Origin of the sequence: Duganella margarita (assembly GCF_009857535.1) — a bacterium.
GTDB classification, from domain to species: Bacteria; Pseudomonadota; Gammaproteobacteria; order Burkholderiales; family Burkholderiaceae_D; genus Rugamonas; species Rugamonas margarita.
In genome coordinates this window covers 24,519-49,704 of the sequence record NZ_WWCS01000018.1, presented here as the reverse complement: position 1 = coordinate 49,704, position 25,186 = coordinate 24,519, and the positions used below count along the sequence as shown (strand labels likewise).

The window sequence follows — 25,186 nt, the reverse complement described above, 5'->3', positions numbered from 1 at the left end:
TTGACTCTGCCCAACCGGCAGTGCAAACTTCCAAATGGAGGCCACACCATGCAATCAGCTGAGCTATTAAAAAATGTAGAAGGACTTCTGCAGCTTGATCGCTCAGCGGATATAGCCGCTTGTCTCAATACGATGCGCGAGATCATCCACTCGCTGATCGCACGCATACAACGGGGTGAAGCGAAACAAGCGCTGGATCTCAATTTCCGTATCGATGACGAACTTGCCAAGCTTCGTGAGCTTATCCGCGCCACCTATTTCCAAAGCGTCAATGCCGCTGTAAAAGAAGCCGCTCGCGCAGCCTACGCTGATGTCGTAAGCCTGCAATGGGCCATCGCCGACCACGACATTCTCTTCTCTCTTCGAAAATCCGGCTACGGAGCCAGCAGCGTGGAAGAAGTAGAAAAGGTTTTGGACCGGATTGAATCCGAAGAATGAAACCTGATCGCGTCATCCGGAAGCTCAATCTTGATGAGCCAAGGTTTCAAAATAGTTTTAAGAGACTTAAACCGGACATCAAGAAGGAAGCGCGGCGCGCCCTTGGCGAGATGGTGTTATTGGATCTTGATCACCCACCGGCCAAACTGCATCTTCACACTTTGGCAAACAAACAAGTGCCATCCTTTTTAGATCCATCAAAAAAAGTGAACGTGTACACATTGCACATCACTAGCAATGACAGCTACAAAGCCAGCTTCACCTTCGAGGACGGCTGCGCCTACATGCGTAACTGCGGGCCACACGATGACGTGGATAAGACGCCGTAAAGCTTGCCAAGTCCGCAAACCAAAACCAGCACTTGCGGATTACGGCCGACTTCTATATAATCATGGCCTCAGACGCGGGGTGGAGCAGTCTGGCAGCTCGTCGGGCTCATAACCCGAAGGTCACAGGTTCAAATCCTGTCCCCGCAACCAAATTCAGGCAGAAGCCGTTGACTCTTAATCGATTCAACGGCTTTTTGCTTTCTAGTACGGACTGGATGCAGGCTGGCCGGCCAGGTCGGTCCAGATGTCGTCTGGCAGCGATCGGTCTCGCACGCAGATTCGATCATGCTCCGGGTAGGTAATGTGATCGACCGGCGCGCGGGTGCCGACGACCAGGCAGCGCGTTTCGGCAGAACTCCGATTCTCCAGATAGTGCCCGACCGCGACGCCGGCCCGGAACGTTGCGACACCACCGGCGCGTACCAGTGTCTCGGTCGCGCCCTCCACCACAGTTATTTCGCCGGCCAGCACATAGACCATTTCATCTTCTGCGCTATGCCAATGCTTGATTGACGACCTGCCGCCCGGCTGAAGCACCTCAATGAATGCACCAAACTGGGTAAGCTCCCCCGTCTCACTAATCCAAAGTGTTTGATTCGGTTCTGTCTCGGTGATGAGTTGATCTGGCGTGAAAACTGGCATGGCTGAATCTCCAAGGATAATGCCAATATTCTAAGACAAATGCCTCGCCCTGCAATGCTGTCAATAGTATTACTGATGCGACAGGCCCTCGTTAATCCCGTCCATCATGCAACAAACCTGTGTATCATCACTACCGGACATTTTGCTCGGTGGCCCTTATCCTCGCCCGCTCTGCCATATGCTCTTCAATTTTCAGGCATATATTGCGCGCAAGGATCAGGCATGTTGGCATCAGATCAAAAAATGAATCAGAACGGCCTGTCGGCCACCTCCAAACAAGTATTGGCCATGCGCGACGCCGTGTTCGCGGAATGGGAAAGCCAGGTGCGCCTGCTGATCAAGGGGGCGCAGCATATCCTGCACCCTACGCTGCTCAACACGCTGCCTGTCTTTTATGACAATATTGCCGAGGCGCTGACGCCGAACCATCCGCGCGACGAGGCCACCAGCAACAACGACATCGCCGCCGCCCATGGCGACGAGCGCGCCCGCATGACGTCCTACGAGCCGGAACAGATCGTCCAGGAATACCAGCTGTTCCGCGACGCCTTCTCGCGCGTGGCCGACGAACAGGGTGTGGTGCTGAGCCGCGCCGAATGGAGCATCGTCAACGGTTCGATCGACACCGCAGTGCGCGAGTCGATCCGCAAGTTCACGTCGATGCATGAATCGTTCCGTCACCAGATGGCGGCCGCGCTGTCGCACGATATGCGCAGTCCTTTGTCGGTGGTGATCACCGCCGCCCATCTGCTGACCATTGGCGCGACGCCGGAGCGCACCCCGGCCATCGCCCAGAAGATTCTCGACAACGGCCACCGCCTCGGCACCATGATCGAGGAACTGCTGGACGCGCTGAGCTTCAACCGCGGCGAACGGCTGGCGCTCGACCTGTCGCAGTTCAACGTGCTGGAACTGGCGCGCCAGGTATGCAGCGACGCCAGCATCGGCACGCCAGGCGCCTGCACCGTCGTCGGCAGCGCAGTCACCGGCTACTGGTGCGAAAATTCGCTGCGCCGGGCGCTGGAGAACCTGGTCATCAACGCCATCAAATATGGCGATGGCAAGGGCGTGCAGATCAAGATCGACGAGGCGCACGGGCGCATGTTGATCTCTGTGCACAACAGCGGCAACCCGATCGCTGACGGGCATCGCGGCCAGATCTTCGAATACCTGTGGCGCGACGGCAGCACCAAGAGCAAACCCGGTTGGGGCATCGGCCTGCCGTTCGTCAAGAGCGTGGCCGAGAGCCATGGCGGCAGCGTGGCGGTCGACAGTTCGGCGGCCAGCGGCACCACCTTCCTGATCGATATCCCGGTCGACTGCCGGCCCTTCGTGCCGGAAGCGTGAACCTGGATCCATACCCAAGCGGTCATAAAGCTGTCACAATTATTGTTTTAGCTTAGCCACGGAGGCCCGCGTGAAGGATCAAGCACCAGCAGCAGAACAATTAGAACAAGATGCTCCCGTCAGCCCTTCGCGCCGCCGCATCTTCCAGGCAGCCGGCGCCGCCGGCCTGGCGACCTCCCTGCCGGCGCTGAGCGAAGCCGCGCCGGCCAAAGCCGCCACCAAAGGTTCGCTCGACGACAAGATCAAGTCCAACATCAAGAACGTGGTGGTGATCTATCTGGAGAACCGCAGCTTCAACAACCTGTTCGCCAACTTCCCCGGCACCGCCAATCCACTGTCGGCCGCGCCGGCCGCCGCCTGCCAGCAACGCGACCGCGACGGCTCGGTGCTGCCAACGCTGCCGAAGATCTGGGGCGGCATGGTGCCGAACACGCAGGACATCGGCGGCAAGAAGTACGCCGTCAAGGAAGACGATATCAAGAACCTGCCGAACGGCCCGTTCAAACTGGTGGACAACGAAGGCAAGCCGCTGCCGGAAGCCGTAATCACGCGCGACCTGTGGCACCTGTTCTACCAGAACCAGATGCAGATCAACGGCGGCAAGAACGATGGCTTCGCCGCGTGGGGCAACACCGGCGGTATGGTGATGGGCTACTACGGCGAAACCAGCAAGAACCTCGGCCTGTGGAAGATCGCCGAGCAGTACACGCTGTGCGATAACTTCTTCATGGCGGCCTTCGGCGGCTCTTACCTGAACCACCAGTTCCTGATCGCCGGCCGCGTGCCCGAATACTTCAACGCCAAGGATACCGCGGCCAGGAAGAAGATCGCGGTGCTGGACGACGGCCCAACCGGCGTGCGCCTCTCGACCGCGCCAGACTCGCCCAAGTCGGCGCTGGACGGCCATCCGCACTTCGTCAACAACGGCGCCATCACGCCGGACGGCTACGCGGTCAACACCATGGCCCCGCCCTATCAGCCGAGCTACATCCGCCCGGCGTATGACGGCGATCCGCTGCACGCCGATCCGAAGGACGCCAGCACGCTGCCGCCGCAAACCTACGACACCATCGGCGATCTGCTGTCGCGCAAAAGCGTCAGCTGGGCATGGTACGGCGGCGCGTGGCAGGCGGCACTGGATGCGCGCGGCGGCGGCGAGAAGCCGAACTTCCAGTACCACCACCAGCCGTTCAACTACTTCCAGCAGTTCGCGCCCGGCACCAAGGCGCGCGACGAGCATCTGCGCGACGGCGGCCTGGGTGACAGCCCGATCTCCAACAAATTCATCGCCGACGTGGTGGCCGGCAAACTGCCGGCGGTGGCGTTCTACAAGCCGCAAGGTAACCTGAACCTGCACGCCGGTTATTCGGATGTGGAATCCGGCGACGCCCACATCACCAACGTGGTCGAACACTTGCGCAAGTCGCCACAGTTCAAGAACATGCTGGTGGTGATCACCTTCGACGAAAATGGCGGCTGGTGGGATCACGTCGCGCCGCCAAAGGGCGACCGCTGGGGTCCGGGCTCGCGCATTCCGGCCATCGTCATTTCGCCGTTTGCGAAAAAAGGCCATGTGGACCACAGCTTCTACGACACCACCTCGATCATGCGCTTCATCACCCGCCTGCATGACCTGCCGCTGCTGGAAGGGCTCAAGACGCGCAACGAGGCCTTCGCGGCGCGCCACGCTACGCCGCCGGGCGATCTGACGGGGGCCCTGAGCTTCCGCTAGGATTGCGCTTTGTGTTAAACTGCGCGCAATTGATCCAGTAAGCTACCGGAGCCCGACTACTACAGCCGGGCTTTTGTTTTTTCCCCGATGAGAGATAAAAAAGATAACGCTACGTTCGACCTGCCGGGCTTTGCTCCCGCCGCGCCGCTCGAACCGGAAGCCAAACGCCCGCCGCCGCCGCGCGGCAAGCGTTCCGCGCTCAAACAGGAGCAGCTGGAATTGCTGGAGCCAACCGATAACAGCGGCCTGCCGATCTGGGTCCGCGACGAGAATCTCGACCTTACCGGTTTGCCGGTATGGAAGCGTGACTGATACGGTACAGCGTCGTTACTGTAACGGTACGCCTCACAAACACCTTTCGCACAGTGGGCCAGGCTAGTGTTAGCCTGTTAGACTGTGCCCACATCCTTTTTGAACAGGGTCCGCCACCATGACTTCCACCTCCTTTGCCAGCCTGCCGCTGACTCCCGCCTTCCTGGACAACCTCGACTCGCTCGGCTACAAGGAGATGACCACGATCCAGGCCCAAAGCCTGCCGTCGGTGCTGGAAGGCCGCGACCTGATCGCCCAGGCCAAGACCGGCAGCGGCAAGACCGCCGCCTTCGGCATCGGCATCCTGGCCAAGCTGAATCCGGCGTGGTTTGCGGTGCAGGCGCTGGTGCTGTGCCCTACCCGCGAACTGGCCGACCAAGTGGCGAATGAACTGCGCCGCCTGGCCCGTTCGACCGGCAACGTCAAGGTGCTGGTGCTGACCGGCGGCTCGCCGATGCGTCCGCAAATCGCCTCGCTGGAACACGGCGCCCACATCATCGTCGGCACGCCGGGCCGCGTGCGCGATCACCTGGGCCGCGAGACGGTGGACCTGTCCAAGGTCGGCACGCTGGTGTTGGACGAAGCGGACCGCATGACCGACATGGGCTTCTACGACGAAATCGCCGGCATTGTCAGCGCCTGCCCCAAGCGCCGTCAAACGCTGCTGTTCTCGGCCACCTACCCGGACGACATCCGCCGCGCCACCGACGACTTCCTGGTCGATCCGGTCGAAGTCACGATCGAGGCGCAGCACGACAACGACAAGATCGAACAACTGTTCTTCGAGATCGGTTTCGACGGCCGCAACGACGCCGTGGCGCGCCTGCTGGGCCACTACAAGCCGGTATCGGCAATCGCCTTCTGCAACACCAAGGTGCAGTGCCGTGAACTGGTCGAGTCCCTGCAGCAGAAAGGCTTCTCCGCCATGGCGCTGTATGGTGAGCTGGAACAGCGCGAGCGCGACGAGATCCTGATCCTGTTCGCCAACCGTAGCTGCTCCGTACTGGTGGCCACCGATGTCGCCGCGCGCGGTCTGGATATTCCGAATCTGGAAGCGGTAATCAACGTCGACGTCTCCAAAGACACCGAAGTGCACATCCACCGCGTCGGCCGTACCGGCCGTGGCGACGAACAAGGCCTGGCGCTGTCGCTGTGCGCGCCGAACGAGAAGAAGTGGGTCAAGCTGATCGAAGAATATCAGGGCCAGCCGGTCGAGTGGTTCGACCTGAAAAGCCTGGACGACAATGAATACGGCGTCGATCCAGCGCCGATGATGACGCTGGTGATTTCTGGCGGCAAAAAAGACAAGCTGCGTCCGGGCGATGTGCTGGGCGCACTGACCGGCGACGCAGGCCTGAGCAAGGAACAAGTCGGCAAGATCAACGTCACCGAGTTCCAGACCTACGTCGCCATCGACCGCCGTGTGGCATATGACGCTTTCGCAAACCTCAGCAAGGGTAATCCGCTGGGCGGCGACTTCGGCGCCTTTAAAGGCCGCAACTTCAAGATGCGCTTTATCGACGCCTGATCAGGCTTAGTGCTTGTGCTGCTCGACGTTGGGCAGCAGCACCGTCAGAATCCCCAGCAGCGGCAGGTACGAACACAGTTGGTAGACGTAAGCGATGCCGCTGATGTCTGCGATGTGGCCCATGGCCGCTGCGCCAATGCCGCTGATGCCGAACATCAGACCAAAGAAGATTCCCGCCACCATGCCGACCTTGCCCGGCATGAGTTCCTGCGCAAATACCACGATGGCCGAGAAGGCCGACGAGATCACGAAGCCGATGATCACCGTCAGCGCCGCAGTCCAGAACAGGTTCACATACGGCAGCGCCAGCGTGAACGGCGCCGCACCCAGGATCGACATCCAGATCACGCGCTTGCGGCCAATGCGGTCGCCGATCGGGCCGCCCATGAAAGTGCCCGCAGCGACAGCCGCCAGGAACAGGAACAGGTACATCTGCGCATTCGACACCGACACGCCGAATTTATCGATCAGGTAGAAGGTGTAGTAGCTGGTCAGGCTGGACATGTAGATGTACTTCGAGAAGACCAGCAGCGCCAGCACCGTCATGGCGCCATACACTTTTGCTTTCGGCAGCGGCGACACCGCCGCAGCGACAGCCTTCTTCGGCTGCGCCAGATGGTGACTGTGCCAGCGGCTCACATACACCAGCGCCGCAATCGCGGCCACTACCAGCACCGCAAACCAGGCGATATTGGCCTGGCCCCGGCCGATGATCACCGCCGCCGCCAGCACTGGACCCAGCGCCGAACCGGCATTGCCGCCCACCTGGAACAGCGACTGCGCAAAGCCGAAACGTCCGCCCGATGCGGCACGCGCCACGCGCGAGGCTTCAGGGTGGAAGGTCGACGAACCGACGCCGATCAGCGCGGCCGAAATCAGCAGCGCGTGGAACGACGAGGCGAAGGACATCATCAACACGCCCACCAGCGTGGCCACCATCCCCATCGGCAGCAGGAACGGCATTGGGCGCTTGTCGGTGTACGCGCCGATCCACGGCTGGAGCAGCGACGCGGTGCACTGGAAGGTCAGCGTGATCAGGCCGACCTGGGTGAAGGTCAGACCAAATTCGGCCTTCAGCATCGGGTAGATCGACGGCAGCATGGCCTGCGTCAGGTCATTCAGCAGGTGGACCAGCGCCACCACGCCGAGGATGCGCATGACGGTGTCGCCGTGGGGCCGCCCAATGGCTGTGGCGGCGGGTGCGGTTGCAGTATTCATAGTAAAGACCTTGTTTTAGGATGATGACAGTGTAATATGGTCGGCAAAGCTTGATATTCCAACTATCGTCGAATAGGTGACAAATGCCCGATGCCAGCCGCAGCACCGACCACCGCGATTACCAGCGCGTGCCGCGTGTCGTCACGGCGCTGGCGCGCGATACGGAGCATGGCGTCACCGCGCCGGCGCACAGCCATGAACGCGCCCAGCTGCTGTACGCCACCCAGGGCCTGATGCGGGTGCAGACCGACGGCGGCGTGTGGATCCTGCCGCCGCGCCGCGCGCTGTGGATACCGTCCGGCGTCACACATCACTGGACCTCGGTCAGCAAGGTCACCATGCACACAATTTACGTGGAACCCGGCGCCGCCAGACAATTTGGCGACAGCTGCCGTGTGATCGAAGTCAGTCCGCTGCTGCGCGAGCTGATACTGGCGCTGCTGGACGAGCCGATTGAATATCCGATTCCGGGACGCGGCGAACATCTGGCGATGCTGATCCTGTCCGAATTGAAGGCGGCGGAAACGGTGCCGATTGCGATTCCATGGCCGCGCGACCGCCGGCTGGTGGCGGTGTGCAGCGCCATCATGGCCGATCCGGGCAGCAGCCGGAATATCGAACAGTGGGCTGATGAAGTGGGTGCCAGCGCGCGCACGCTGATCCGCCTGTTCCCCAAGGAGACCGGCCTGCATTACCGCCAGTGGGTGCAGCAGGTGCATCTGGCGGAGGCCTTCAACCGCCTGGCGCAAGGCCAGAGCGTGGGCGAGATTGCGGCGACGCTGGGCTATGCCAGTCCAAGCGCGTTCAGCGCCATGTTCCGCCGCATTCTCGGCAAAACGCCGCAGCACTACCTGACCGAGTGGCGCCAGCCGCTTACGCAGCATCCAGCGTAAAACGGAACACCGCGCCCAGATCGGGTTCGCTCACCAGTTCTATGCTGCTGTGATGGAGTTGCAGGATGCGGTTGACCGTCAGCAGGCCAAGGCCGCCGACACGGTATTCGCCTTGCAGCGCCACCGGGCGGCGGAACAGGTTGTCGCGCATGGCGGCTGGCACGCCGGGGCCGGTATCGGCTACCGTGACAACGATCTTGCCGCCGGCGCCCGGCTGCACCGTGATTTCGACTTCGCCGCCGGCCGGCGTGTGGCGCAGCGCGTTATCGAATAGATTGGTCAGCACGCGCTCGATCATGCCCAGGTCCGCGCGCACCATCGGCGCCGGATGCGGCAGCGTCGCCATCAGGCGCACCTGGCGTTCGGCCGCTTGCAGTTCGAATTTCTGGAACACGTCCTGGATCAGGTCCGACAGCGAGAACGCCTCCAGCTCCGGCTGCACCGAGCCATGCTCCAGGCGCGCCAGCTCGAACAGGGCTTGCGCAAGCCGTCCCACCTTCTGGCTCTGCGCCAGCGCGATGCCGAGGTAGCGCTGGCGCTCCGCCGCGTCCAGCGTTTCGTCTTTCAGCGACAGCGTCTCCAGATAGCCGTGCAAGGAGCCCAGCGGCGTGCGCAAGTCGTGCGAGATATTCGCCACCACTTCGCGCCGGTCGTGATCCAACTGGCGCATGGTTTTCCACTGATCGTTGATGCGCGAGGCCATGTCGCCAAAGGCGTGTTCCAGCACCGCGATTTCGTCGCGCTGGCTGGCGGCCTCCGGCACCGCCACTGGCAGCGTCAGTTGATCGGCCTTGGTGTCGAGCTGCCGCATGGTGGTGGTCAGCCGGCGCAGCGGACGGGTAATCAGGCGGAAGGCAATCAGGCCGGCGATCAGCACCAGCGCGGCTACCACCACCATCGACCACAACGTGGTGCGCAGCACCGAGCTGGCGGTGGCGCGCGCGGCCAGGCGGTCGTGCTCTTCGCTTTGCAAAATCACGTAGATGTAGCCGACCTTGCGTTCACCGGCGCGCAGCACGGCCACGCTGAATACTTTGCGGCCGGTCTCGCTGCGCGGATCGTCGCCCTGTATCGGCAAGGGCTCGTTGGCCAGCAGGCGACGGATCGGCTCCAGGCCCACATGATCGCGCTTCAGGCTTCCGTTCGGCGCGGCGTGGCCGACGATGCGGCCGTCCATGTCCAGCAGATAGACTTCCACGCTGGGATTCACGTCCATCAAACGGCTGAACAGGCGGCGCACGGCCTCGGGGCTGATACCTTGCGTAGCGGTGGTATCGTCTTCCGCGTGCATCAGCTGCGCATCCAGCGCGATGCTGCGCGCCAGCCCGCGTGACAGGCCCTGCACCACTTCCTTCTCATGCATGATGTTGGCGCGGATCTGCAGCCATGCGGACGCGCCGCAGCAGGCCAGCAGCAGGATCGAGAACACCAGCGACAGGCGCTGCGACAGCGTCAGGTTCATGCTGACTCGCCGGCGCTGGCGTATCTGTAGCCTTTGCCCCAGACGGTCAGGATGCGCGTAGGGTCGGCCGGATCGGCCTCGATCTTGGCGCGCAGGCGGTTGATGTGGGTGTTGACGGTGTGTTCGTAGCCGTCATGCTGATAACCCCACACCTGGTTCAGCAAATCCAGCCGCGAGAACACTTTTTCAGGATGCTTGATGAAGAAGTACAGCAGGTCGAATTCGCGCGGCGTAAGGTCCAGCGCACTGCCGTTGACGCTAGCCTGGCGCGTCAAGGGATCGACGCGCACGCCGTTCAGTTCCAGCGCCCCGCCCTCATTGCGCTGGTTGCGCGACATGGCGTCGGCCCGGCGCAGCAGCGCTTTAACGCGCGCCACCAGTTCCAAGACCGAGAACGGCTTGGGCAGGTAATCGTCCGCGCCCAGCTCCAGACCGAGGATGCGGTGCACCTCGCTGGCACGCGCGCTGGTGATGATAATCGGCGTATAAGTCGTCATGGCGCGTGCCTGGCGGCAGATTTCCAGTCCATCCACGCCGGGCAGCATGATGTCGAGGATGAGCGCATCCCAGCCGCCGGTGCGCACCTGGGCCAGGCCTTGCGCACCATCGGCGCAATGCGTCACCTGATACCCCTCATCCTGGAGGTGCATGCGCAGCAGGTCTGCGATATGTATGTCGTCTTCGACAATTAAGACACGTTTAGCGGGTTCCATGGTCCGTATTGTGCAGGATTCCTGCGATGAAAAGTATCACAAATCGTTTACGTTTACGTGAGGATTTTGTCAGCACCGGGAGCGCAGAATGGCTCCATCGTCATTCCACCTACGGAGACCAGCATGACAACCAGACGTTCTTTCCTGCTCACCAGCGGCGCCGCCCTGCTGGCCAGCGTCGCCTACCGCACCACCATCGCCGGCCCGGCCGCCGCATGGGAAGTGACTCACACCGACGCCGAATGGCGCGCCCTGCTTTCGCCTGCCCAGTACGAGGTGCTGCGCAAGCATGGCACCGAACGGCCGTTCAGCAGCCCATTGTACAAAGAGCACCGCGCCGGCAAATTCGTGTGCGCCGGCTGCCAGAATCCGCTGTTCTCGTCGAAGAACAAGTTCGATAGCGGCACCGGCTGGCCAAGCTTCTGGAAGCCGCTGGACCGTGGCGTCATCACCAGCCGCACCAATGCGCTCGGCCTGTACGGCGTGGAAGTTGTGTGCCGCCGCTGCGGCAGCCATCTGGGCGACGTGTTCGACGACGGCCCGGAACCGACCGGCCTGCGTTACTGCATCGACGGCGTCGCGCTCAATTTCGCCGCCGGCGAAGCCTGATACGGAGATCACATCATGTTACTGATACTGCTTGCTTATCTCGGCGGCGCGCTGACCATCGTCAGCCCATGCATTCTGCCGGTGCTGCCGTTTGTATTTGCCCGCACCGGCCAACCATTCGCCCGTAGCGGCCTGCCGCTGCTGGCCGGCATGGCGCTGACCTTTGCGCTGGTCGCCACGCTGGCTGCCGTCGGCGGCGGCTGGGTGGTGCAAGCCAACCAGTACGGCCGCTGGCTGGCACTGGCGCTGATGGCCTTCTTCGGCCTGACCTTGCTGCTGCCGCACCTGGCGGATCGCCTGACCAAGCCACTGGTGGCGCTGGGCGACCGGCTGTCCAACAAGGTGCAGCAGGCTGACGCCTCGGGCGAAGGTGCAACAGGTGCTCGCTCGTCGTTCCTGCTCGGCGTGGCGACCGGCTTGCTGTGGGCGCCGTGCGCCGGCCCGGTGCTGGGCCTCGTGCTGACCGGCGCCGCGCTGAATGGCGCCAGCGTCGGCACCACGCTGCTGCTGTTGGCCTATGCCGCCGGCGCCGCCACTTCGCTGGCACTGGCGCTGCTGGTCGGCGGTAAAGTCTTCAGCGCGATGAAGCGCTCGCTGGGCGCCGGCGAGTGGGTCCGCCGTGGCCTGGGCGCTGCGATGCTGGCCGGCGTAGTGGCCATCGCCACCGGCCTCGATACCGGCCTGCTGACGCAAGTGTCGACCGTCGCCACCTCCGGCGTCGAGCAAAAGCTGATCGATACGCTGGCCCCGCGCAGCAATTCGGAGAACGATAACGTGCCTGCCCAAGGCGGCGCCATGATGCGCAGCGCAGCAGCGGCCCACAGCGACGAAGCCGCAGCGGGTGGCGCGATGATGTCGCGTGCCGCTATGGTTGGCGACGCCGCCGGTCCGGCCATGCGGGCAATGCGCGTCGCAGCACACGGCAACGACAAGCTGCCAATCGAAGGCAAGCTGCCGCAGTTGGACGGTGCAGTCGAATGGCTGAACTCCAAGCCGCTGACCGCAGCACAGCTGAAAGGCAAAGTGGTGCTGGTCGACTTCTGGACTTACTCGTGCATCAACTGCCTGCGCAGCCTGCCCTACACCAAAGCCTGGGCCGAGAAGTACCGTGACCAGGGCCTGGTGGTGATCGGCGTGCACGCACCGGAATTCGCCTTCGAGCGCAACGTCGGCAACGTGCGCAAGGCGGTCAAGGACCAAGGCATCACTTTCCCGGTGGCGATCGATAACGATTACGCGATCTGGCGCGCCTTCGGCAACCAATACTGGCCGGCGCATTATTTCATTGACGCTCAGGGCCGCATCCGCCACCATCATTTCGGCGAAGGCGAGTACGCGCAGTCGGAGCAGGTCATCCAGAAACTGCTGGAAGAAGCGGGCCGCGAGAACGTGACCAACACCGTGGTCAGCACCGAGGATGCACACGGCGTGCAGCAGCAGTCGGATATGGACTCGGTCGCATCGCCGGAGACCTATCTCGGCTTCGAGCGCACCCAGAATTTCGCCTCGCCGGAAAAGCAGGCAGCCAACGCCGCCCGCCAATACACGGCGCCTGCCAAGCCGGCACTGAACCAGTGGGGCCTGGGCGGCAACTGGCTGTCGCAGGCGGACCAGATCACGCTGAACAAGGGCAGCGGCAGCATCGTCTACCGGTTCCATGCGCGCGACTTGCACCTGGTGCTGGGGCCGACCAAAGACGGCAAGCCGGTGCGCTTCCGCGTGACCATCGACGGCGTTGCGCCGGGCCAGAACCACGGCACCGACGTGGCGTCCGACGGCAGCGGCATCGTCGACAGCCAGCGCCTGTATCAGCTGGTGCGGCAAACAGGCAATGCCGGCGATGTCGGCGACCACACCTTCAGCATTCAATTCCTCGATCCCGGCGTACAAGCCTACGCCTTCACCTTCGGTTAAACAGGAGCATCGCCATGAAAAACCTTGTACTCAAAATCGGCGCACCAATCGCCCTCCTCGTCGGCGTCATCTTCCAGCAGCACGCCGCATCGGCGGCGGAAGCCGCCGTCATCATCGCGCCGCCGGCGGTGGATGAACCGGCCGGCAGCGAACACTCGGCCACCGCCATCTTTGCCGGCGGCTGCTTCTGGGGCGTGCAAGGCGTGTTCCAGCACGTGAAAGGCGTCAGCAATGCCGTCTCGGGCTACACCGGCGGCGACGCGCGCACCGCCACCTACGAGATGATCGAAAACGGCGACACCGGCCATGCGGAATCGGTGAAGATCACTTACGATCCAACCCAAGTCAGCTATGGCAAGCTGCTGCAGATCTTCTTCTCGGTGACGCACGATCCGACCACCTTGAATCGCCAGGGCGGCGACGTCGGCACGCAGTACCGCTCCGCCATCTTCCCGCAAACGCCGGTGCAACGCGCGGTGGCCGAGAAATATATCGCCCAGCTGGACGCCTCGCACGTGTTCAAAAAGCCGCTGACGACCAGGATCGAAACGGACAAGAAGTTCTACGTGGCCGAGTCCTATCACCAGAACTATCTGACGCTGCATCCGACAGATCCCTACATCGCTTATAACGACTTGCCAAAAGTGTCAAATCTAAAGCGCGTGCTACCAGACCAGTATCGCGCGGATGCGGTACTCGTGCGCAATGCTATGTAGCGCGCCGCCTCCTGCGTGAGAATGCTAAGCTGCGCGGCATCATTCACGCAGGAGAAGTCATATCTAACCGCGTTTATTTCTGCTGTTCCGATTTGGCCTTGTCGCCGGCCATGCGCGCCGCGCTAGGCGCCAGGCGCCAGGCGCTTCGCTCTGTCCGAAGAGTGGATCGGCCGGATTGCAGCCGAGCCTTACCAGATCGAGGGCTTCCGTCTGGCCGGCGCTGCCAATACATCCGACGAATGGCCGCTACGCCTGGCGCCAACGCCACCACCGTCCCCATCGGACTCGCCGAAGAAGAAATCCAGATGGCTGTTCTGGCTGCGCTGACATCGGCGATAATGCAGGCATGGACAAATTAATTTCAGAACTGAGAAGGCTGTTCCTGCTCAACGCCGACAATCACCAGCGCCTGCAGCATCACCTGCGCGGCGAGGCGACGTTTGCCTTCGACCTGGCGCAGGACGGCATGACGCGCGCCATCGTCATCGATTTTCACAAAGCGTCTGGCGAGCAGCACTGGCTGCGGTTATGCGAAGTCGCCAACGCGCTGCAATCGGATCTGGATTTGCCCGCGCCGGCGGTCAGCGTGTCGGGTGGCGAGAGCTATCGTCTGTGGCTGTCGCTGGCCTCGCCGATCTCCACCGAACGCGCACGCCAGTTCCTGGCTTTGCTGCACAAGGCTTACTTTGAAGACGAAGCGATTGATCTGGGCCGCACGGTAGTGGAACTGCCGCCCTGCCTGCACGTCGCCACCGGCTTGTGGGCGTCGTTCATCAATCCCGGCATGGGCAGCGCGCTGGCCGAAGACCTGGGCCTGGAAATGCCGCCGAATGAATTATCGCAGGCGGCATTCCTGGAAAAACTGCATTGCATCAGCGACGAAGCATTCGCGCACGCGATGGACACGCTGCAACGCCGCCACACCGCAGTCAAGGCCCCGCCGGCGCCTATGCCATCCGCCGCCACGCCGCAAGGCCTGCTGCTGAAAGACGCTACGCTGGAAGACATCGTCAAGCACCTGCACGCGCTCGGCATCGAGCCCACCTTCCGCCACGTACTAAAAAACTAGCGCACCGCCAGCGACACGCTCGGCGGGAACTGCGGCGCGCGCCGGTGCAGCGTCGACTGTTCATAGGCATACGCCATGCGGATCAACGCCGCCTCGCTGTAGGCCGCGCCGACAAACGACAGGCCCACCGGCAGTCCATGTACATGCCCTGCCGGCACCGTAATGTGCGGATAACCTGCCACCGCTGCCGGCGAAGAGAAACCGCCGACAAAGTGATCGCCGTTGATAAAGTCCGTCAGCCACGCCGGGCCGCCGGTCGGCGCCACCAGTGCGTCGAGCTGGTGCTGCTTCATCACCTGGTCGATGCCTTCCGCGCGCGCGTAGCGGCGGTTGTTGGCCAGCGCTTCTTTGTAGGCCGGCGACTCCAGATTGCCCTTGGCCTGCGCCTGCTCCAGGTACTCCTGCCCGAAGTAAGGCATCTCCTGCTGCTGATGCTTTTGATTGAACGCGATCACGTCGGCCATATTGGACACCGGCGCGTTCGGCGCATACTCTTTCAGGTACGCTTCCAGATCGGTCTTGAATTCGTACAGCAGCACCTCGGTTTCGCTGTCGCCATACTTGCCGACGTTGGGCACTTCGGTGTCCACCAGCACCGCGCCTTGCGCCTTCAGGTCCAACAGCGCCTTTTCGATCACCGCATCCAGCTCCGGCAGATGGCCGAAGAAATTACGGGCCACGCCAATGCGCACGCCTTTCAAGCCGCCCTTGTCCAAAGCCGCGCGGTAGTCGCCAACCTTGCCGACGCTTTCCGACGTTACCGGATCTTTCGGGTCCACGCCCGTCATCGCCGACAGCATCAAAGCCGCATCGGCGACGCTGCGCGCCATCGGGCCGGCGGTGTCCTGCGAATGCGCGATCGGGATAATGCCGCTGCGGCTGACCAGGCCCAGTGTCGGCTTGATGCCAACCAGCCCGCAAATCGAGGCCGGCGACACGATCGACCCATCGGTCTCGGTGCCCACCGCCAGCGTCGCCAGACCGGCGGCAATCGCCGCGCCGGAGCCGGAACTGGAACCGCTGCAATTGCGGTCCAGTGAATACGGATTCAAGGTCAAGCCACCGCGCCCGCTCCAGCCGCTGACGGAATTGGTGGAGCGCATATTTGCCCACTCGCTCAAATTGGTCTTGCCGATGATGACCGCGCCGGCCGCCCGCAGTTGCGCCGTCACATGGGCATCGCGCGCGGCGCGCACGCCGGCCAGCGCCAGCGAACCCGCCGTAGTGCTCATGCGGTCGCCGGTGGCGATGTTATCTTTCAGTAGAACGGGGATGCCGTGCAGCGGGCCGCGCACGCGCTTGAGGTTGCGCTCGCGGTCCATCTCCAGCGCGATCTTCAGCGCTTCCGGATTGATTTCGATGATGGAGTTCAGGCGTGGGCCAGACTTGTCGATGGTCTTGATGCGCGCCAGGTACTGCGACGTCAGCGAATGCGAGGTCAGCTTGCCGGCCTCCATCATCTGCTGCTGCTCCCAGACGCCGGCGTCGAGGATGCCGCCGGTGCCCAGCGTCTTGGCCGATACGCCACCCGCGACAGCCCCTGCCGCCAACCCAATTTTTACGAAATCCCTGCGGTCCATGCCATCCTCGTGGTTGAATTGCATTTGTTGCGTTGCATTAATATATCAGCAGGTTGTAACTTCCACCACAAAAATTGACGAAAAAAAAGCACACCGGCTTGCGCGGGTGTGCCTTTTTTGCAAAAACGTCGTATTAGTTGCGTACGACTTTCTTGAATTCGTTGGTGCGGGTGTCGATTTCGATCAGGTCGTCTTGCGAAACGAACAGTGGCACCTGGATCGAGAACTGCTTCGATTCGATGGCGTTTTCGATTTTCGCTTCTTTGGTCACGTTGCCCGAAGTGTTGCCTTTAACTGCAGGCTCCGAGTACACGATCTGACGCTGGATGGTGGTTGGCAGTTCTACCGAGATGGCTTTGCCATCGTAGAACACGGCTTCGCATTCCATGCCGTCTTTCAGGTAGTTCAGCGATTCGCCCAGGTTTTCTTCTTCGATTTCGTACTGTTCGTAGTCAGCGTCCATGAACACGTACAGTGGATCGGCGAAGTACGAATAGGTCACTGGCTTTTTGTCCAGAACCACGACGTCGAACTTGTCGTCACCGCGGAAGACGTTTTCCAGCGGTGCGTTGGTCAGCAGGTTCTTCATCTTCCACTTGTAGGTGAAGCCCGTGCGGCTGGAACCATTGACATCGGAGCGCAGCACGATGAATGGCTTAGCGTCAACCATAATGATATTGCCAACACGAATTTCTTTTGCAGGTTTCATAGTAATTCTACTTAATAAGGTGGTTGCGTAAAGATCATCGTCGCCACGCAGGCTTACGTTTGATCGGGTAAAAAATGCGTCAGAGATTAACCCGGCATTGTACCTTGTTTTTCCGGCAGCGCCTATCTCAGCGTGGCTGCAAACGACAGCATATTGGTGGCCAGATCGCCGTGCGCCAGCATTTGCTGCTGCCATTCGGCGGCGCGGACGGTGGCAGCGGCGCTCTCTCCCGCCAGCGCGCCCCATAAGGCGGACCAGTCAACCCGATTCGTCGATGCGCCGTTCCATGCCAGCGAAAACGATGCCAAGCCAGGCAGCTCGCCGGCGTAGCGTTGCAGGAAGGCGCGCAGCTTCTTGTGGTGCAGGTTCTCGTCCTGCGGGTAAATGTGCCAGATGAACGGCTTGCCGGCCCACTGCGCGCGCACGAAGGAATCCTCGCCGCGCACGAAATTCAAATCGCAGGCCCACAGCAGCTTGTCGTAATCCGGCTGCGGCACGAACGGCAGCACGCGCACCGTCAATGCGCCGTGCGTGGCAACCTCGCCCGCCTTGCCCTCGCCGCCCGTGAAAGCGCGCACGGCGTCGGCCGCCACGCCTTCCGGCACCAGGCAGGCGACTGGCGCAGCGCCCTGCCGCCAGACTTCGAACAGCGCCGCCACCGGCGCATGCGGATAGCAGAACAGCGACACCTTGGTGGCCGCGATTTCGTGCGGCGTCACGCCCAGTTGCTGGAGGAACGGCGCCGGCGCGAATTGCAGGCGTTGCTGTTCCAGCGCCGCCTCGCGCAGCAGGCCGCCGGTTTTCTCGGTAAAGCCAGGGAAGAAAAAATGCTTGACCAGCGACTGCGGCTGCGACGACGGCAGGCGGTGACAGCCCTCCACCCACTCCTCGGCCGTCAAGCCTTCCAGGTTGAACCACACGGGACGCGGCTGGCGCTGCGCCATCGCGTTGATGTAACCGGGCGGCAGATCGACTGCGAAAAATTCCACCACGATGTCGGCCACCTCGTCCGGCGTGTAGACCTCGTCCTGACTGCGCCAGTGACGCACCGTCACGCCCTCCACCTGCTGGCGTTCGGCAGCCACGTCCACCAGGGGGCAGATGCGCTGGAAGCTGGCCAGGTCATCGACATACAGCGTGACCGCCAGCCCATGCTCGCGCACCAGCTGTTTGGCAAGACGCCAGCAGATGCCGATGTCGCCGTAGTTGTCGACCACGCGGCAGAACAGGTCCAGTTTCATATGTGTACAGGCAGAAAAAATCGAGGCTGGATGATACCTGATTACCGCGCAGCGGCCACCAAGAATACCAAAACTTCATACATCGCCCCCAGTCCAATCCTTCCAGCGCGGCCCCCTGGCCCGCTGCAATCACCAACAACAAGGAGATGTCATGAACGAGTTTCAACAATACTATGGACAACAAATGGTACCCCAACAATACGGCGAGCTGGCCCCGCAAGGCTTCCTCGGCGGCCTGATCGGTGCACCGCTGGGCGGCCTGATTGGTCGCGGCATCGGCGGCCTGTTCGGCAATGCCAACCTGGGCCGCCAGATCGGCTCGGCCGCCGGCGGCATTGGCGGCGGGCTGCTGCCATTTGGCGTTGATCCGGTCGCTGCCGCCTATGCGCAGCAAGCACAACAACAGCAACTGCTACAACAAGCCCAGCTGGCGCAACAAGGGCTGGCCCCGCAAGGCTGGTTCGGCAACATCATCAAGAGCGTGGCGCAGCCGCTGGGTGGTGCGATTGGCGGCGCGTTTGGCAACGCCGGCCTGGGTAACACCATCGGTGGCATCGCCGGCCAGCTGGGCGGCATGCTGCCGTTTGCCGTCGACCCGGTGACGCAAGCCTACGCGCAGCAAGCGCAGCTGCAACAGCTACAGCAGCTACAACAACAGGGCCTGGCCCCGCAAGGCTGGTTCGGCAATATCATCAAGAGCGTCGGCCGTCCGCTGGGTGGCATGATCGGCGGCGCGCTGGGCAATGCGGGCCTGGGCAATACCATCGGCGGCATCGCCGGCCATCTGGGCGGCATGCTGCCCTTCGCCGCCGATCCGGTCGCACAGGCCTACGCGCAGCAGGAAGCGCTGATGCAGCAGCAAGGCATCGCCCCGCAAGGCTGGCTGGGCGACCTGATGCGCAAATACCGTCCGTACACCGGCATCATCAGCCCCACCGTGCCGGTGCCGCCCAATCCCAACATCCTGCCATTCGGCGCCGACCCGGTCACCCAGGCCTACGCCCAGGGCCAGCAGGACGTGCTGGCACAACAAGGTCTGGCGCCGCAAGGCTGGTTCGGCAACATCATCAAGAGCGTGGCGCAGCCGCTGGGCGGCGCGATTGGCGGCGCTTTCGGTAACGCCGGCCTGGGCAACACCATCGGCGGCATCGCCGGTCAGCTGGGCGGCATGCTGCCGTTCGGCGCCGATCCGGTGACGGCCGCCTATGCGCAACAAGCACAACAGGCACAGCTGGCGCAACAGGCACAACTGGCGCAACTGGCGGCGGCCCAGCAAGCCAATAGCGCGCTGTACGGCCAGCAAACCCTGCATTGATCGCGGCAGCGCCCGGATGCGGGCGCGCGCCAATTTGCCCTCCGGCGGCCCCGCTGCCGGAGGGCGCTGTGCTTTAAGGAGAATTCCTCATGCCCGAAACCTCAAGCGCCACGCAAGCCATACCGGACAAGGCCCGCTTCCTCGTCCATGCCGCGCGCGGCGCGCCGCTCAACGACTTCCTGGCGGTGGCGTCCACCGATCCCGAGATCGCCGTGGTCGACGTCATCGGCCCGCGCGACCGGCCGCACACGGCGGTGGTGGAAATCAGCCCGGACAAGGCGCGCCTGCTGGACCAGCATTTCCGCCTTACCGGCACGCCCTCGCACCAATTGACCATAGAACCGGACCGCCCGCTCTCCATGTTCGACAGCGACGCAGCCGACCCATTTTGAAAGGACCATCATGCCTAAAAATCCCAATGGCGGCAGCACCACGCCGCCGGACCTTCCAGCTTCCGCGGTTGACGGCGACACCGCCGCGCCGGCGGAAAGCGGCAACCCTGGCGGCCGCCGCTCCGGCTCCACCTCAAGCAGTGCCAGCAGCAGCGGCGACACGCGCGCCGCCGACACCGTAGCCAGCAGCGCCGACGGCGAGTCCGCACCGCACAGCAACGGCCACGCCGGCGGCACCGGCCACGCCATCGGCGCGCGCAAAAAACAATTCGTCATCGCCCCGCGCCATCAGACCGAAGCCCTACAGACACTGGGCTTCCAGCCCCTGCAGTTCGACGCGCTGGAGCAGGCGCTGCGCAATAGCAACGATATCGAGGTGGTCGACAAGGTCGGCCCGCGCTCGGTGCTGAGCGCGCTGTCGGACGGCAGCGGCTCGTCGCAAGGCGTGCTGGTGGCGCGCATGACGGAGCAGAAAGCCGCAGCGCTGCATCAGCAAGGCCAGGGCCGCCTGCTGGTGGAGCGCGACCAGCACCTGGCGCTGATGGACCCGTCGCTGCGCCTGCCCGCCATGGTCACCGGCGTGACGCCGACCAATGGCGGCGGACCGGTGCTCAACGCCGTCATCAGCGTGGTCGGCAAGGACGGCGCGCCGCAGGCGAATGCCGAAGTGTCGCTGTTCGGCAGCATGCTGCCCGCCAGCGGCGTGACCGACGCCAACGGCCGCGTGACCTTGTCGCTGTTCGGCGAAACGCCCGACACCGTGCGCGGCCTGTACGTCAAGCCCAAGGCCGACTACTGGAGCTTCTACCAGAGCGACCCCGACATCAGCAGCGACGAGCCGAACGTGGTGGCGCTGCGCGCGCTGTCCGACTGGCCGGCACTGGCCGGTTTTCCGCGCCAGCGCTGCTACAACTGGGGCCAGAAAGCGATGCGGCTCGACCAGCTGCCCGGCAACTATCGCGGCCAGGGCGTGAAGATCGCCATCATCGATTCCGGCGCCGCCACCTCGCACGACAATCTGCACGGCATCCGCGCCGGCTTCGATGTCCTCAATAAGAAAACCAATCCGGACGGCTGGAACCAGGACACGCTGGGCCACGGCACCCACTGCGCCGGCGTGATCGCGGCGGCCGACATCGCCTCCGGCATTCGCGGCTTCGCGCCGGATGCGGAAGTGCACGCCTGCAAACTGTTCCCCGGCGGCCAGGTCAGCCAGCTGATCGACGCGCTGGAATACTGCATCGACAAGCAGATCGACGTGGTCAACCTGTCGCTGGGCGGCGCTGAAGTCTCGGAAGCGCTGGAGCAGCAGATCATCCGCGCCAAGCGCGCCGGCGTGGCGTGCATCGTTGCGGCCGGCAACTCGGGCGGACCGGTGCAGTACCCTGCTTCGTCGCCCAACGTGCTGGCAGTGTCGGCTATCGGCAAGCTGGACGAATTCCCGGCCGACAGCTACCACGCGCAGACGCTGGATGCCAATGTCGACGCCAACGGCTACTTCACGGCCAAGTTCAGCTGCTTCGGGCCGCAGGTGGGCGTGTGCGCGCCGGGCGTGGCGATCACCTCGTGCGTGCCGCCGAATAACTTCGCCGCCTGGGACGGCACCTCGATGGCCACGCCGCATGTGACCGGACTGGCGGCGCTGACGGTGGCGCATCATCCGGACTTCCAGACCGCGCAATACCAGGCGCGCGGACCGGAGCGGGTCGAGCGGCTGTTCCAGATCATCCGCGCCAGCGCGCACCGCGTCAGCCTGGGCGACCAGAGCCACACCGGGTTCGGCTTGCCGGATGTGTTGTTGGCGGTGGGCTTGCAATCGCAGGCCGCGCGGCCGGCGATGCAGCCGCAGCAGATGATGGGGCCGATGGTTGCGCCGCTCGTCGCACCGATGATCGCGCCGCTGATGGCGACGCCGATGATGGCGCAGGCGCCGGTGTACGATCCGTTCGCGTTCGACGTTGCGCGCACGCACCTGGGCAACTTCGGCATGCAGTGGCCGCAGCTGCACGTGGGCCAGTTCCCGATCCCGAAACCATACAACCCGATCATGTGGTGAGCCCGGAAATGCAAAAAGCCGCACAAGGCGGCTTTTTGCATGATTTGGCGTCCCCAGGGGGATTCGAACCCCCGTACTCACCGTGAAAGGGTGATGTCCTAGGCCTCTAGACGATGGGGACAGAAACTGTCCGTACTGGCCGTTTGGAAATGTCGCGTTGGCGTCCCCAGGGGGATTCGAACCCCCGTACTCACCGTGAAAGGGTGATGTCCTAGGCCTCTAGACGATGGGGACATTTCCAAGGCGCGAATCATAGCAGCAGCCTACCGCGAACGCAATAGCCAACCCGGTTTTTGCTGAAAAAACACAGCAAGATTGGCAGTGCCGCAACGTTGCTTATTCGGCAGTGCTGGGACTCCAGAAGGCCTGCCGCACGAAGGGCAGCGCTTGCAGTTGCGCGACCAGCAGATCGAGGTCGTCGCCATCCACCGAAGTGCTGGCCAGCGTGGCCTCGATCTCTACCTCGTCGTTGCCGAAGGGATGCAAGTTGAGCGCGCGGGTCGGATAATTGCCGCGCTCCAGCGCCTCCTCCAGCTGCGCCATCACCGTTTTCTGGTGCGGCCGTTCCGCGATGACGTAAACGATGTTGGTTACTTCAACCGATTCGACATCGATCGGCTTGCGGTTGATCTGATTGACGATGGGTCGCAGCAGCGTATTGGCGGCCAGCACAAACAGCGCGGCCAGCACCGCTTCCAGGATCAGATCGGCGCCAGCCGCAGCACCGACGCAGGCCGAACCCCACAGCGTCGCCGCCGTATTCAGCCCGCGCACATTGCCGTCTTCCCGCATGATCGCGCCGGCGCCGAGAAAACCGATGCCGGACACCACGTAGGCAATCACATGCACCGCGCCCTCATGTCCCTGCAAGCGATTGGCCATATCCACAAACATCGCCGCGCCGACCGCCACCAGCACATTGGTTCGCAATCCAGCAGTGCGCTGCCGATACTGTCGCTCCAGCCCAATCACGCCACCCAGCACAAACGCAGCGCCCAGCGACACCAGCGTATCCAGCAAGGAATCCAGATTGATATTGGCGAGCATCTGCATAGTAAAGACTTTACCTCGAGCGAGAGGCGACAGCGAAAAGAGAGCACAATACTTTGCCAGGATTACCAGCACATGACATTGCTGAATTGGCTCCTCTGCCGAGCCCTCAGTATGATCGAAGCCTCCCCCCCTATTCCGCCGCTGCAGCAACACGACAAAGTGCCACAGGTGGCCAACTTCGAGGAAATATTCTGTACCCCATGCTCACGACCGGCCGCTTACGCCCCAAGTGGAGGTTGAATATTATTAGACGCCTCTGTTGGCTGCCAAAATATCACGAAAATTAATTAACAATTCGGAAAATATAATTAAATCACCGAATATTGAAAATTCTCTTAACCAAGTTATCCCAACTGCTTCCTTTTCGCGGCGGAAGTGCAACTTTATTTACCATATATAAATAATTTACAAAACTAGTTGAATCGCCGAAATAATTCGGATAAGCCTCTTTCAGACCGCCAATTGCGGTAGTGGAAACTAACGCAACAACTGAATTTTTTGATTCTGCAACAGCTTTTTCTGCTTTAATATACGCTTCTTCAGCTAGAGAAACCAGATCGTCGCTATAGTGTGAAAATTTAACACTTCTAATCTTTGTATCCACCTCGATCAGAGCATAACCATCAAATGGCGATTCGCTAAGATGTTGATCGAAAATCTTTAACGACTGGGCAAATGCCTCAAATCTTGAAATTACCGCTAGCGCATTGCTTGCGGATTGTGTTGCACGGCATTGCTCAATATTGTTATCATTAGAAATAACGGCCTCACTAAAGGATTCAAATTTTTTCCGCCCGTTAAATGTGTCAAAAAGATGAATTGATTCCATTATCGAAAACTGGCCGCTAATTAAGGCGAAGAATTCTTTCCACTTAGGATCACCCGAGCTAGATTTCAGCGCTTGACCAGTGAAAAGATCAACAATTTCCAAAGCCGTCGCCCAACTATGTTGCAGAGCGGTTCTGACCTGTATTTCTATACTCTTCAAATCATCTGCCGAATCACCAGGAAAATTTCCTATTAAATGATATCCACGATATCCATCATCTTTTGGCTCAGAAATATAGTCTTTGGCCCGAATCTTGCCGCTAGGTGTTCGAAACTCGGGACGTTTTCGGAGTTCACGAACCAATTGACGTAGCCGCTTTTCATTCGAAACAATCGCTCTACATCCCCCAATATCTTGCATGTTCTTCAGCTTCATTTGGTTAAATCTGCGAAGTTTTGCGACAATTGAGACGTAGCGCTTTAAGCGTTTAGCAAAAATTGCAGACTTATCCTTCTGCTTTGCGACCCCTTCCAACATAGTAAACGCAATATCAAGTGGCTTTTCATGGCTAAATCGCCAATATGAAAGAACATCCATTGCGGAAAAATACGTATCGGGATCTGATGTTTTTAGATCCTCAATTAAAAGTTGCTCACCGGCCTTGATAACTTGTTTTCCAGAATACATTTTATATTTATTTTTCGCTAATTGGATTAATGTGAATTACTTTTCAATACGCAACCAATGGTGAATAGCCTAATGCAACTTCAGTGCTCGACATTGTTTCTAAATTCATTCAGTACGTCTTTCCAAATGAAGTGCTATTATTGGCCGAATTCCTTACCCCTACTTAGGCGGTGCTCCATACGACACGAGTGCCTCGAGAGGGGGAAGAATGTATGCTGTGGCGCTTCCATCAATCGACCAAACGTCGAGCCTGACCGATAAATTATCCTGCTCAAATACTATCGCACCAAAAAGCTACCCTTGCTCGTCTTTCCACTGAAAATCTGAAAGTGCACGCATCCCCAAGTCCTAGGACGCTCCCCCCCCTATCAATGTAAAACTATGCTAGCAGAGCCACATTTGCAGTGAGCTATCACCTTCATGTGCTCGAGCTGTGTAAGAAAATCGACGCCTTAGCAACTC

The 25,186-nt window shown here is 61.4% G+C and carries 23 protein-coding genes and 3 tRNA genes; 15 read left to right on the top strand and 11 right to left on the bottom strand.

Annotation, left to right across the window (positions count from 1 at the left end):
* Nucleotides 1-48 precede the first annotated feature (48 nt).
* From GTP55_RS22880 to GTP55_RS22870, 3 genes are all read left to right on the top strand, one after another.
* A complete protein-coding gene (locus tag GTP55_RS22880) occupies nt 49-438 on the top strand; it encodes a hypothetical protein (protein WP_161047126.1) in 390 nt (129 codons plus the stop codon).
* On the top strand, nt 435-767 hold the full coding sequence (locus GTP55_RS22875; protein WP_161047125.1) for a hypothetical protein: 333 nt from the start codon (nt 435-437) through the stop codon (nt 765-767). The genes GTP55_RS22880 and GTP55_RS22875 overlap by 4 nt, the downstream gene beginning before the upstream one ends.
* 73 nt (nt 768-840) lie before the next feature.
* Nucleotides 841-917: transfer RNA gene (locus GTP55_RS22870), tRNA-Met, on the top strand.
* A 51-nt stretch (nt 918-968) separates the two neighbouring features.
* On the opposite strand, the gene GTP55_RS22865 is transcribed toward GTP55_RS22870, so the two are convergent.
* Entirely contained in the window at nt 969-1,409 is a 441-nt protein-coding gene (locus GTP55_RS22865; RefSeq protein ID WP_161047124.1) for a cupin domain-containing protein, read from the bottom strand.
* 222 nt (nt 1,410-1,631) lie between these two features.
* On the opposite strand from GTP55_RS22865, the gene GTP55_RS22860 reads away from it, so the two are divergent.
* The 4 genes from GTP55_RS22860 to dbpA all read left to right on the top strand — a co-directional run bounded on the left by GTP55_RS22860 (nt 1,632) and on the right by dbpA (nt 6,328).
* Entirely contained in the window at nt 1,632-2,756 is a 1,125-nt protein-coding gene (locus GTP55_RS22860) for a sensor histidine kinase (RefSeq protein ID WP_161047123.1), read from the top strand.
* 70 nt (nt 2,757-2,826) lie between these two features.
* Nucleotides 2,827-4,488 carry an acid phosphatase gene (locus GTP55_RS22855; RefSeq protein ID WP_161047122.1) on the top strand — a complete coding sequence of 554 codons (1,662 nt, stop codon included), beginning with the start codon at nt 2,827-2,829 and terminating at the stop codon, nt 4,486-4,488.
* Between the two features lie 87 nt (nt 4,489-4,575).
* A complete protein-coding gene (locus GTP55_RS22850) occupies nt 4,576-4,800 on the top strand; it encodes a hypothetical protein (protein WP_161047121.1) in 225 nt (74 codons plus the stop codon).
* Nucleotides 4,801-4,918: 118 nt separating this feature from the next.
* Nucleotides 4,919-6,328 carry an ATP-dependent RNA helicase DbpA gene (gene dbpA, locus GTP55_RS22845; RefSeq protein WP_161047120.1) on the top strand — a complete coding sequence of 470 codons (1,410 nt, stop codon included), beginning with the start codon at nt 4,919-4,921 and terminating at the stop codon, nt 6,326-6,328.
* Nucleotides 6,329-6,334: 6 nt separating this feature from the next.
* On the opposite strand, the gene GTP55_RS22840 is transcribed toward dbpA, so the two are convergent.
* The gene (locus GTP55_RS22840) at nt 6,335-7,546 is read right to left on the bottom strand and encodes an MFS transporter (protein ID WP_161047119.1); all 1,212 of its coding nucleotides are present in this window, start codon (nt 7,544-7,546) and stop codon (nt 6,335-6,337) included.
* An 83-nt stretch (nt 7,547-7,629) separates the two neighbouring features.
* Here GTP55_RS22840 and GTP55_RS22835 point away from each other — a divergent pair, with 83 nt between their 5' ends.
* Nucleotides 7,630-8,439 carry an AraC family transcriptional regulator gene (locus GTP55_RS22835; RefSeq protein ID WP_161047118.1) on the top strand — a complete coding sequence of 270 codons (810 nt, stop codon included), beginning with the start codon at nt 7,630-7,632 and terminating at the stop codon, nt 8,437-8,439.
* On the opposite strand, the gene GTP55_RS22830 is transcribed toward GTP55_RS22835, so the two are convergent.
* The gene (locus GTP55_RS22830) at nt 8,420-9,901 is read right to left on the bottom strand and encodes a sensor histidine kinase (RefSeq protein WP_161047117.1); all 1,482 of its coding nucleotides are present in this window, start codon (nt 9,899-9,901) and stop codon (nt 8,420-8,422) included. The two genes, GTP55_RS22835 and GTP55_RS22830, sit on opposite strands and share 20 nt — an antisense overlap.
* Nucleotides 9,898-10,614 (bottom strand): response regulator transcription factor, encoded by a 717-nt coding sequence (locus tag GTP55_RS22825; RefSeq protein WP_161047116.1) that lies wholly within the window; start codon nt 10,612-10,614, stop codon nt 9,898-9,900. The genes GTP55_RS22830 and GTP55_RS22825 overlap by 4 nt, the downstream gene beginning before the upstream one ends.
* Before the next feature lie 123 nt (nt 10,615-10,737).
* On the opposite strand from GTP55_RS22825, the gene msrB reads away from it, so the two are divergent.
* The 4 genes from msrB to GTP55_RS22805 all read left to right on the top strand — a co-directional run bounded on the left by msrB (nt 10,738) and on the right by GTP55_RS22805 (nt 14,922).
* Nucleotides 10,738-11,223 carry a peptide-methionine (R)-S-oxide reductase MsrB gene (gene msrB, locus GTP55_RS22820; RefSeq protein ID WP_161047115.1) on the top strand — a complete coding sequence of 162 codons (486 nt, stop codon included), beginning with the start codon at nt 10,738-10,740 and terminating at the stop codon, nt 11,221-11,223.
* A 15-nt stretch (nt 11,224-11,238) separates the two neighbouring features.
* Nucleotides 11,239-13,137, top strand: a complete 1,899-nt coding sequence (locus GTP55_RS22815) for a cytochrome c biogenesis protein DipZ (RefSeq protein ID WP_161047114.1) — start codon at nt 11,239-11,241, stop codon at nt 13,135-13,137.
* Nucleotides 13,138-13,151: 14 nt separating this feature from the next.
* The gene (gene msrA, locus GTP55_RS22810) at nt 13,152-13,853 is read left to right on the top strand and encodes a peptide-methionine (S)-S-oxide reductase MsrA (protein ID WP_161047113.1); all 702 of its coding nucleotides are present in this window, start codon (nt 13,152-13,154) and stop codon (nt 13,851-13,853) included.
* A gap of 346 nt (nt 13,854-14,199) precedes the next feature.
* Complete coding sequence (locus GTP55_RS22805; protein ID WP_161047112.1) at nt 14,200-14,922, top strand: TOTE conflict system archaeo-eukaryotic primase domain-containing protein; 723 nt, start codon at nt 14,200-14,202, stop codon at nt 14,920-14,922.
* Here GTP55_RS22805 and GTP55_RS22800 read toward each other — a convergent pair.
* From GTP55_RS22800 to earP, 3 genes are all read right to left on the bottom strand, one after another.
* On the bottom strand, nt 14,919-16,502 hold the full coding sequence (locus GTP55_RS22800; protein ID WP_161047184.1) for an amidase: 1,584 nt from the start codon (nt 16,500-16,502) through the stop codon (nt 14,919-14,921). The genes GTP55_RS22805 and GTP55_RS22800 overlap by 4 nt on opposite strands.
* 133 nt (nt 16,503-16,635) lie before the next feature.
* Complete coding sequence (locus GTP55_RS22795) at nt 16,636-17,211, bottom strand: elongation factor P (protein WP_110848779.1); 576 nt, start codon at nt 17,209-17,211, stop codon at nt 16,636-16,638.
* Nucleotides 17,212-17,333: 122 nt separating this feature from the next.
* Nucleotides 17,334-18,452: an elongation factor P maturation arginine rhamnosyltransferase EarP gene (gene earP / locus GTP55_RS22790; protein WP_161047111.1), complete on the bottom strand. Its 1,119-nt coding sequence runs from the start codon at nt 18,450-18,452 to the stop codon at nt 17,334-17,336.
* Nucleotides 18,453-18,636: 184 nt separating this feature from the next.
* Between earP and GTP55_RS22785 the strand changes: the two genes are divergently transcribed.
* From GTP55_RS22785 to GTP55_RS22775, 3 genes are all read left to right on the top strand, one after another.
* A complete protein-coding gene (locus tag GTP55_RS22785; RefSeq protein WP_229258123.1) occupies nt 18,637-19,767 on the top strand; it encodes a hypothetical protein in 1,131 nt (376 codons plus the stop codon).
* 89 nt (nt 19,768-19,856) lie between these two features.
* Complete coding sequence (locus tag GTP55_RS22780; RefSeq protein WP_161047109.1) at nt 19,857-20,159, top strand: hypothetical protein; 303 nt, start codon at nt 19,857-19,859, stop codon at nt 20,157-20,159.
* A gap of 10 nt (nt 20,160-20,169) precedes the next feature.
* Nucleotides 20,170-22,215 carry a S8 family serine peptidase gene (locus GTP55_RS22775; RefSeq protein WP_161047108.1) on the top strand — a complete coding sequence of 682 codons (2,046 nt, stop codon included), beginning with the start codon at nt 20,170-20,172 and terminating at the stop codon, nt 22,213-22,215.
* A 45-nt stretch (nt 22,216-22,260) separates the two neighbouring features.
* Here GTP55_RS22775 and GTP55_RS22770 read toward each other — a convergent pair.
* The 4 genes from GTP55_RS22770 to GTP55_RS22755 form a co-directional block, all read right to left on the bottom strand.
* Nucleotides 22,261-22,336 (bottom strand) — tRNA-Glu (locus GTP55_RS22770).
* A 37-nt stretch (nt 22,337-22,373) separates the two neighbouring features.
* A tRNA-Glu gene (locus GTP55_RS22765) sits at nt 22,374-22,449 on the bottom strand.
* Nucleotides 22,450-22,551: 102 nt separating this feature from the next.
* Entirely contained in the window at nt 22,552-23,268 is a 717-nt protein-coding gene (locus GTP55_RS22760) for an MgtC/SapB family protein (RefSeq protein WP_161047107.1), read from the bottom strand.
* A gap of 313 nt (nt 23,269-23,581) precedes the next feature.
* On the bottom strand, nt 23,582-24,724 hold the full coding sequence (locus tag GTP55_RS22755; RefSeq protein ID WP_161047106.1) for a RelA/SpoT domain-containing protein: 1,143 nt from the start codon (nt 24,722-24,724) through the stop codon (nt 23,582-23,584).
* Nucleotides 24,725-25,186 lie beyond the last annotated feature (462 nt).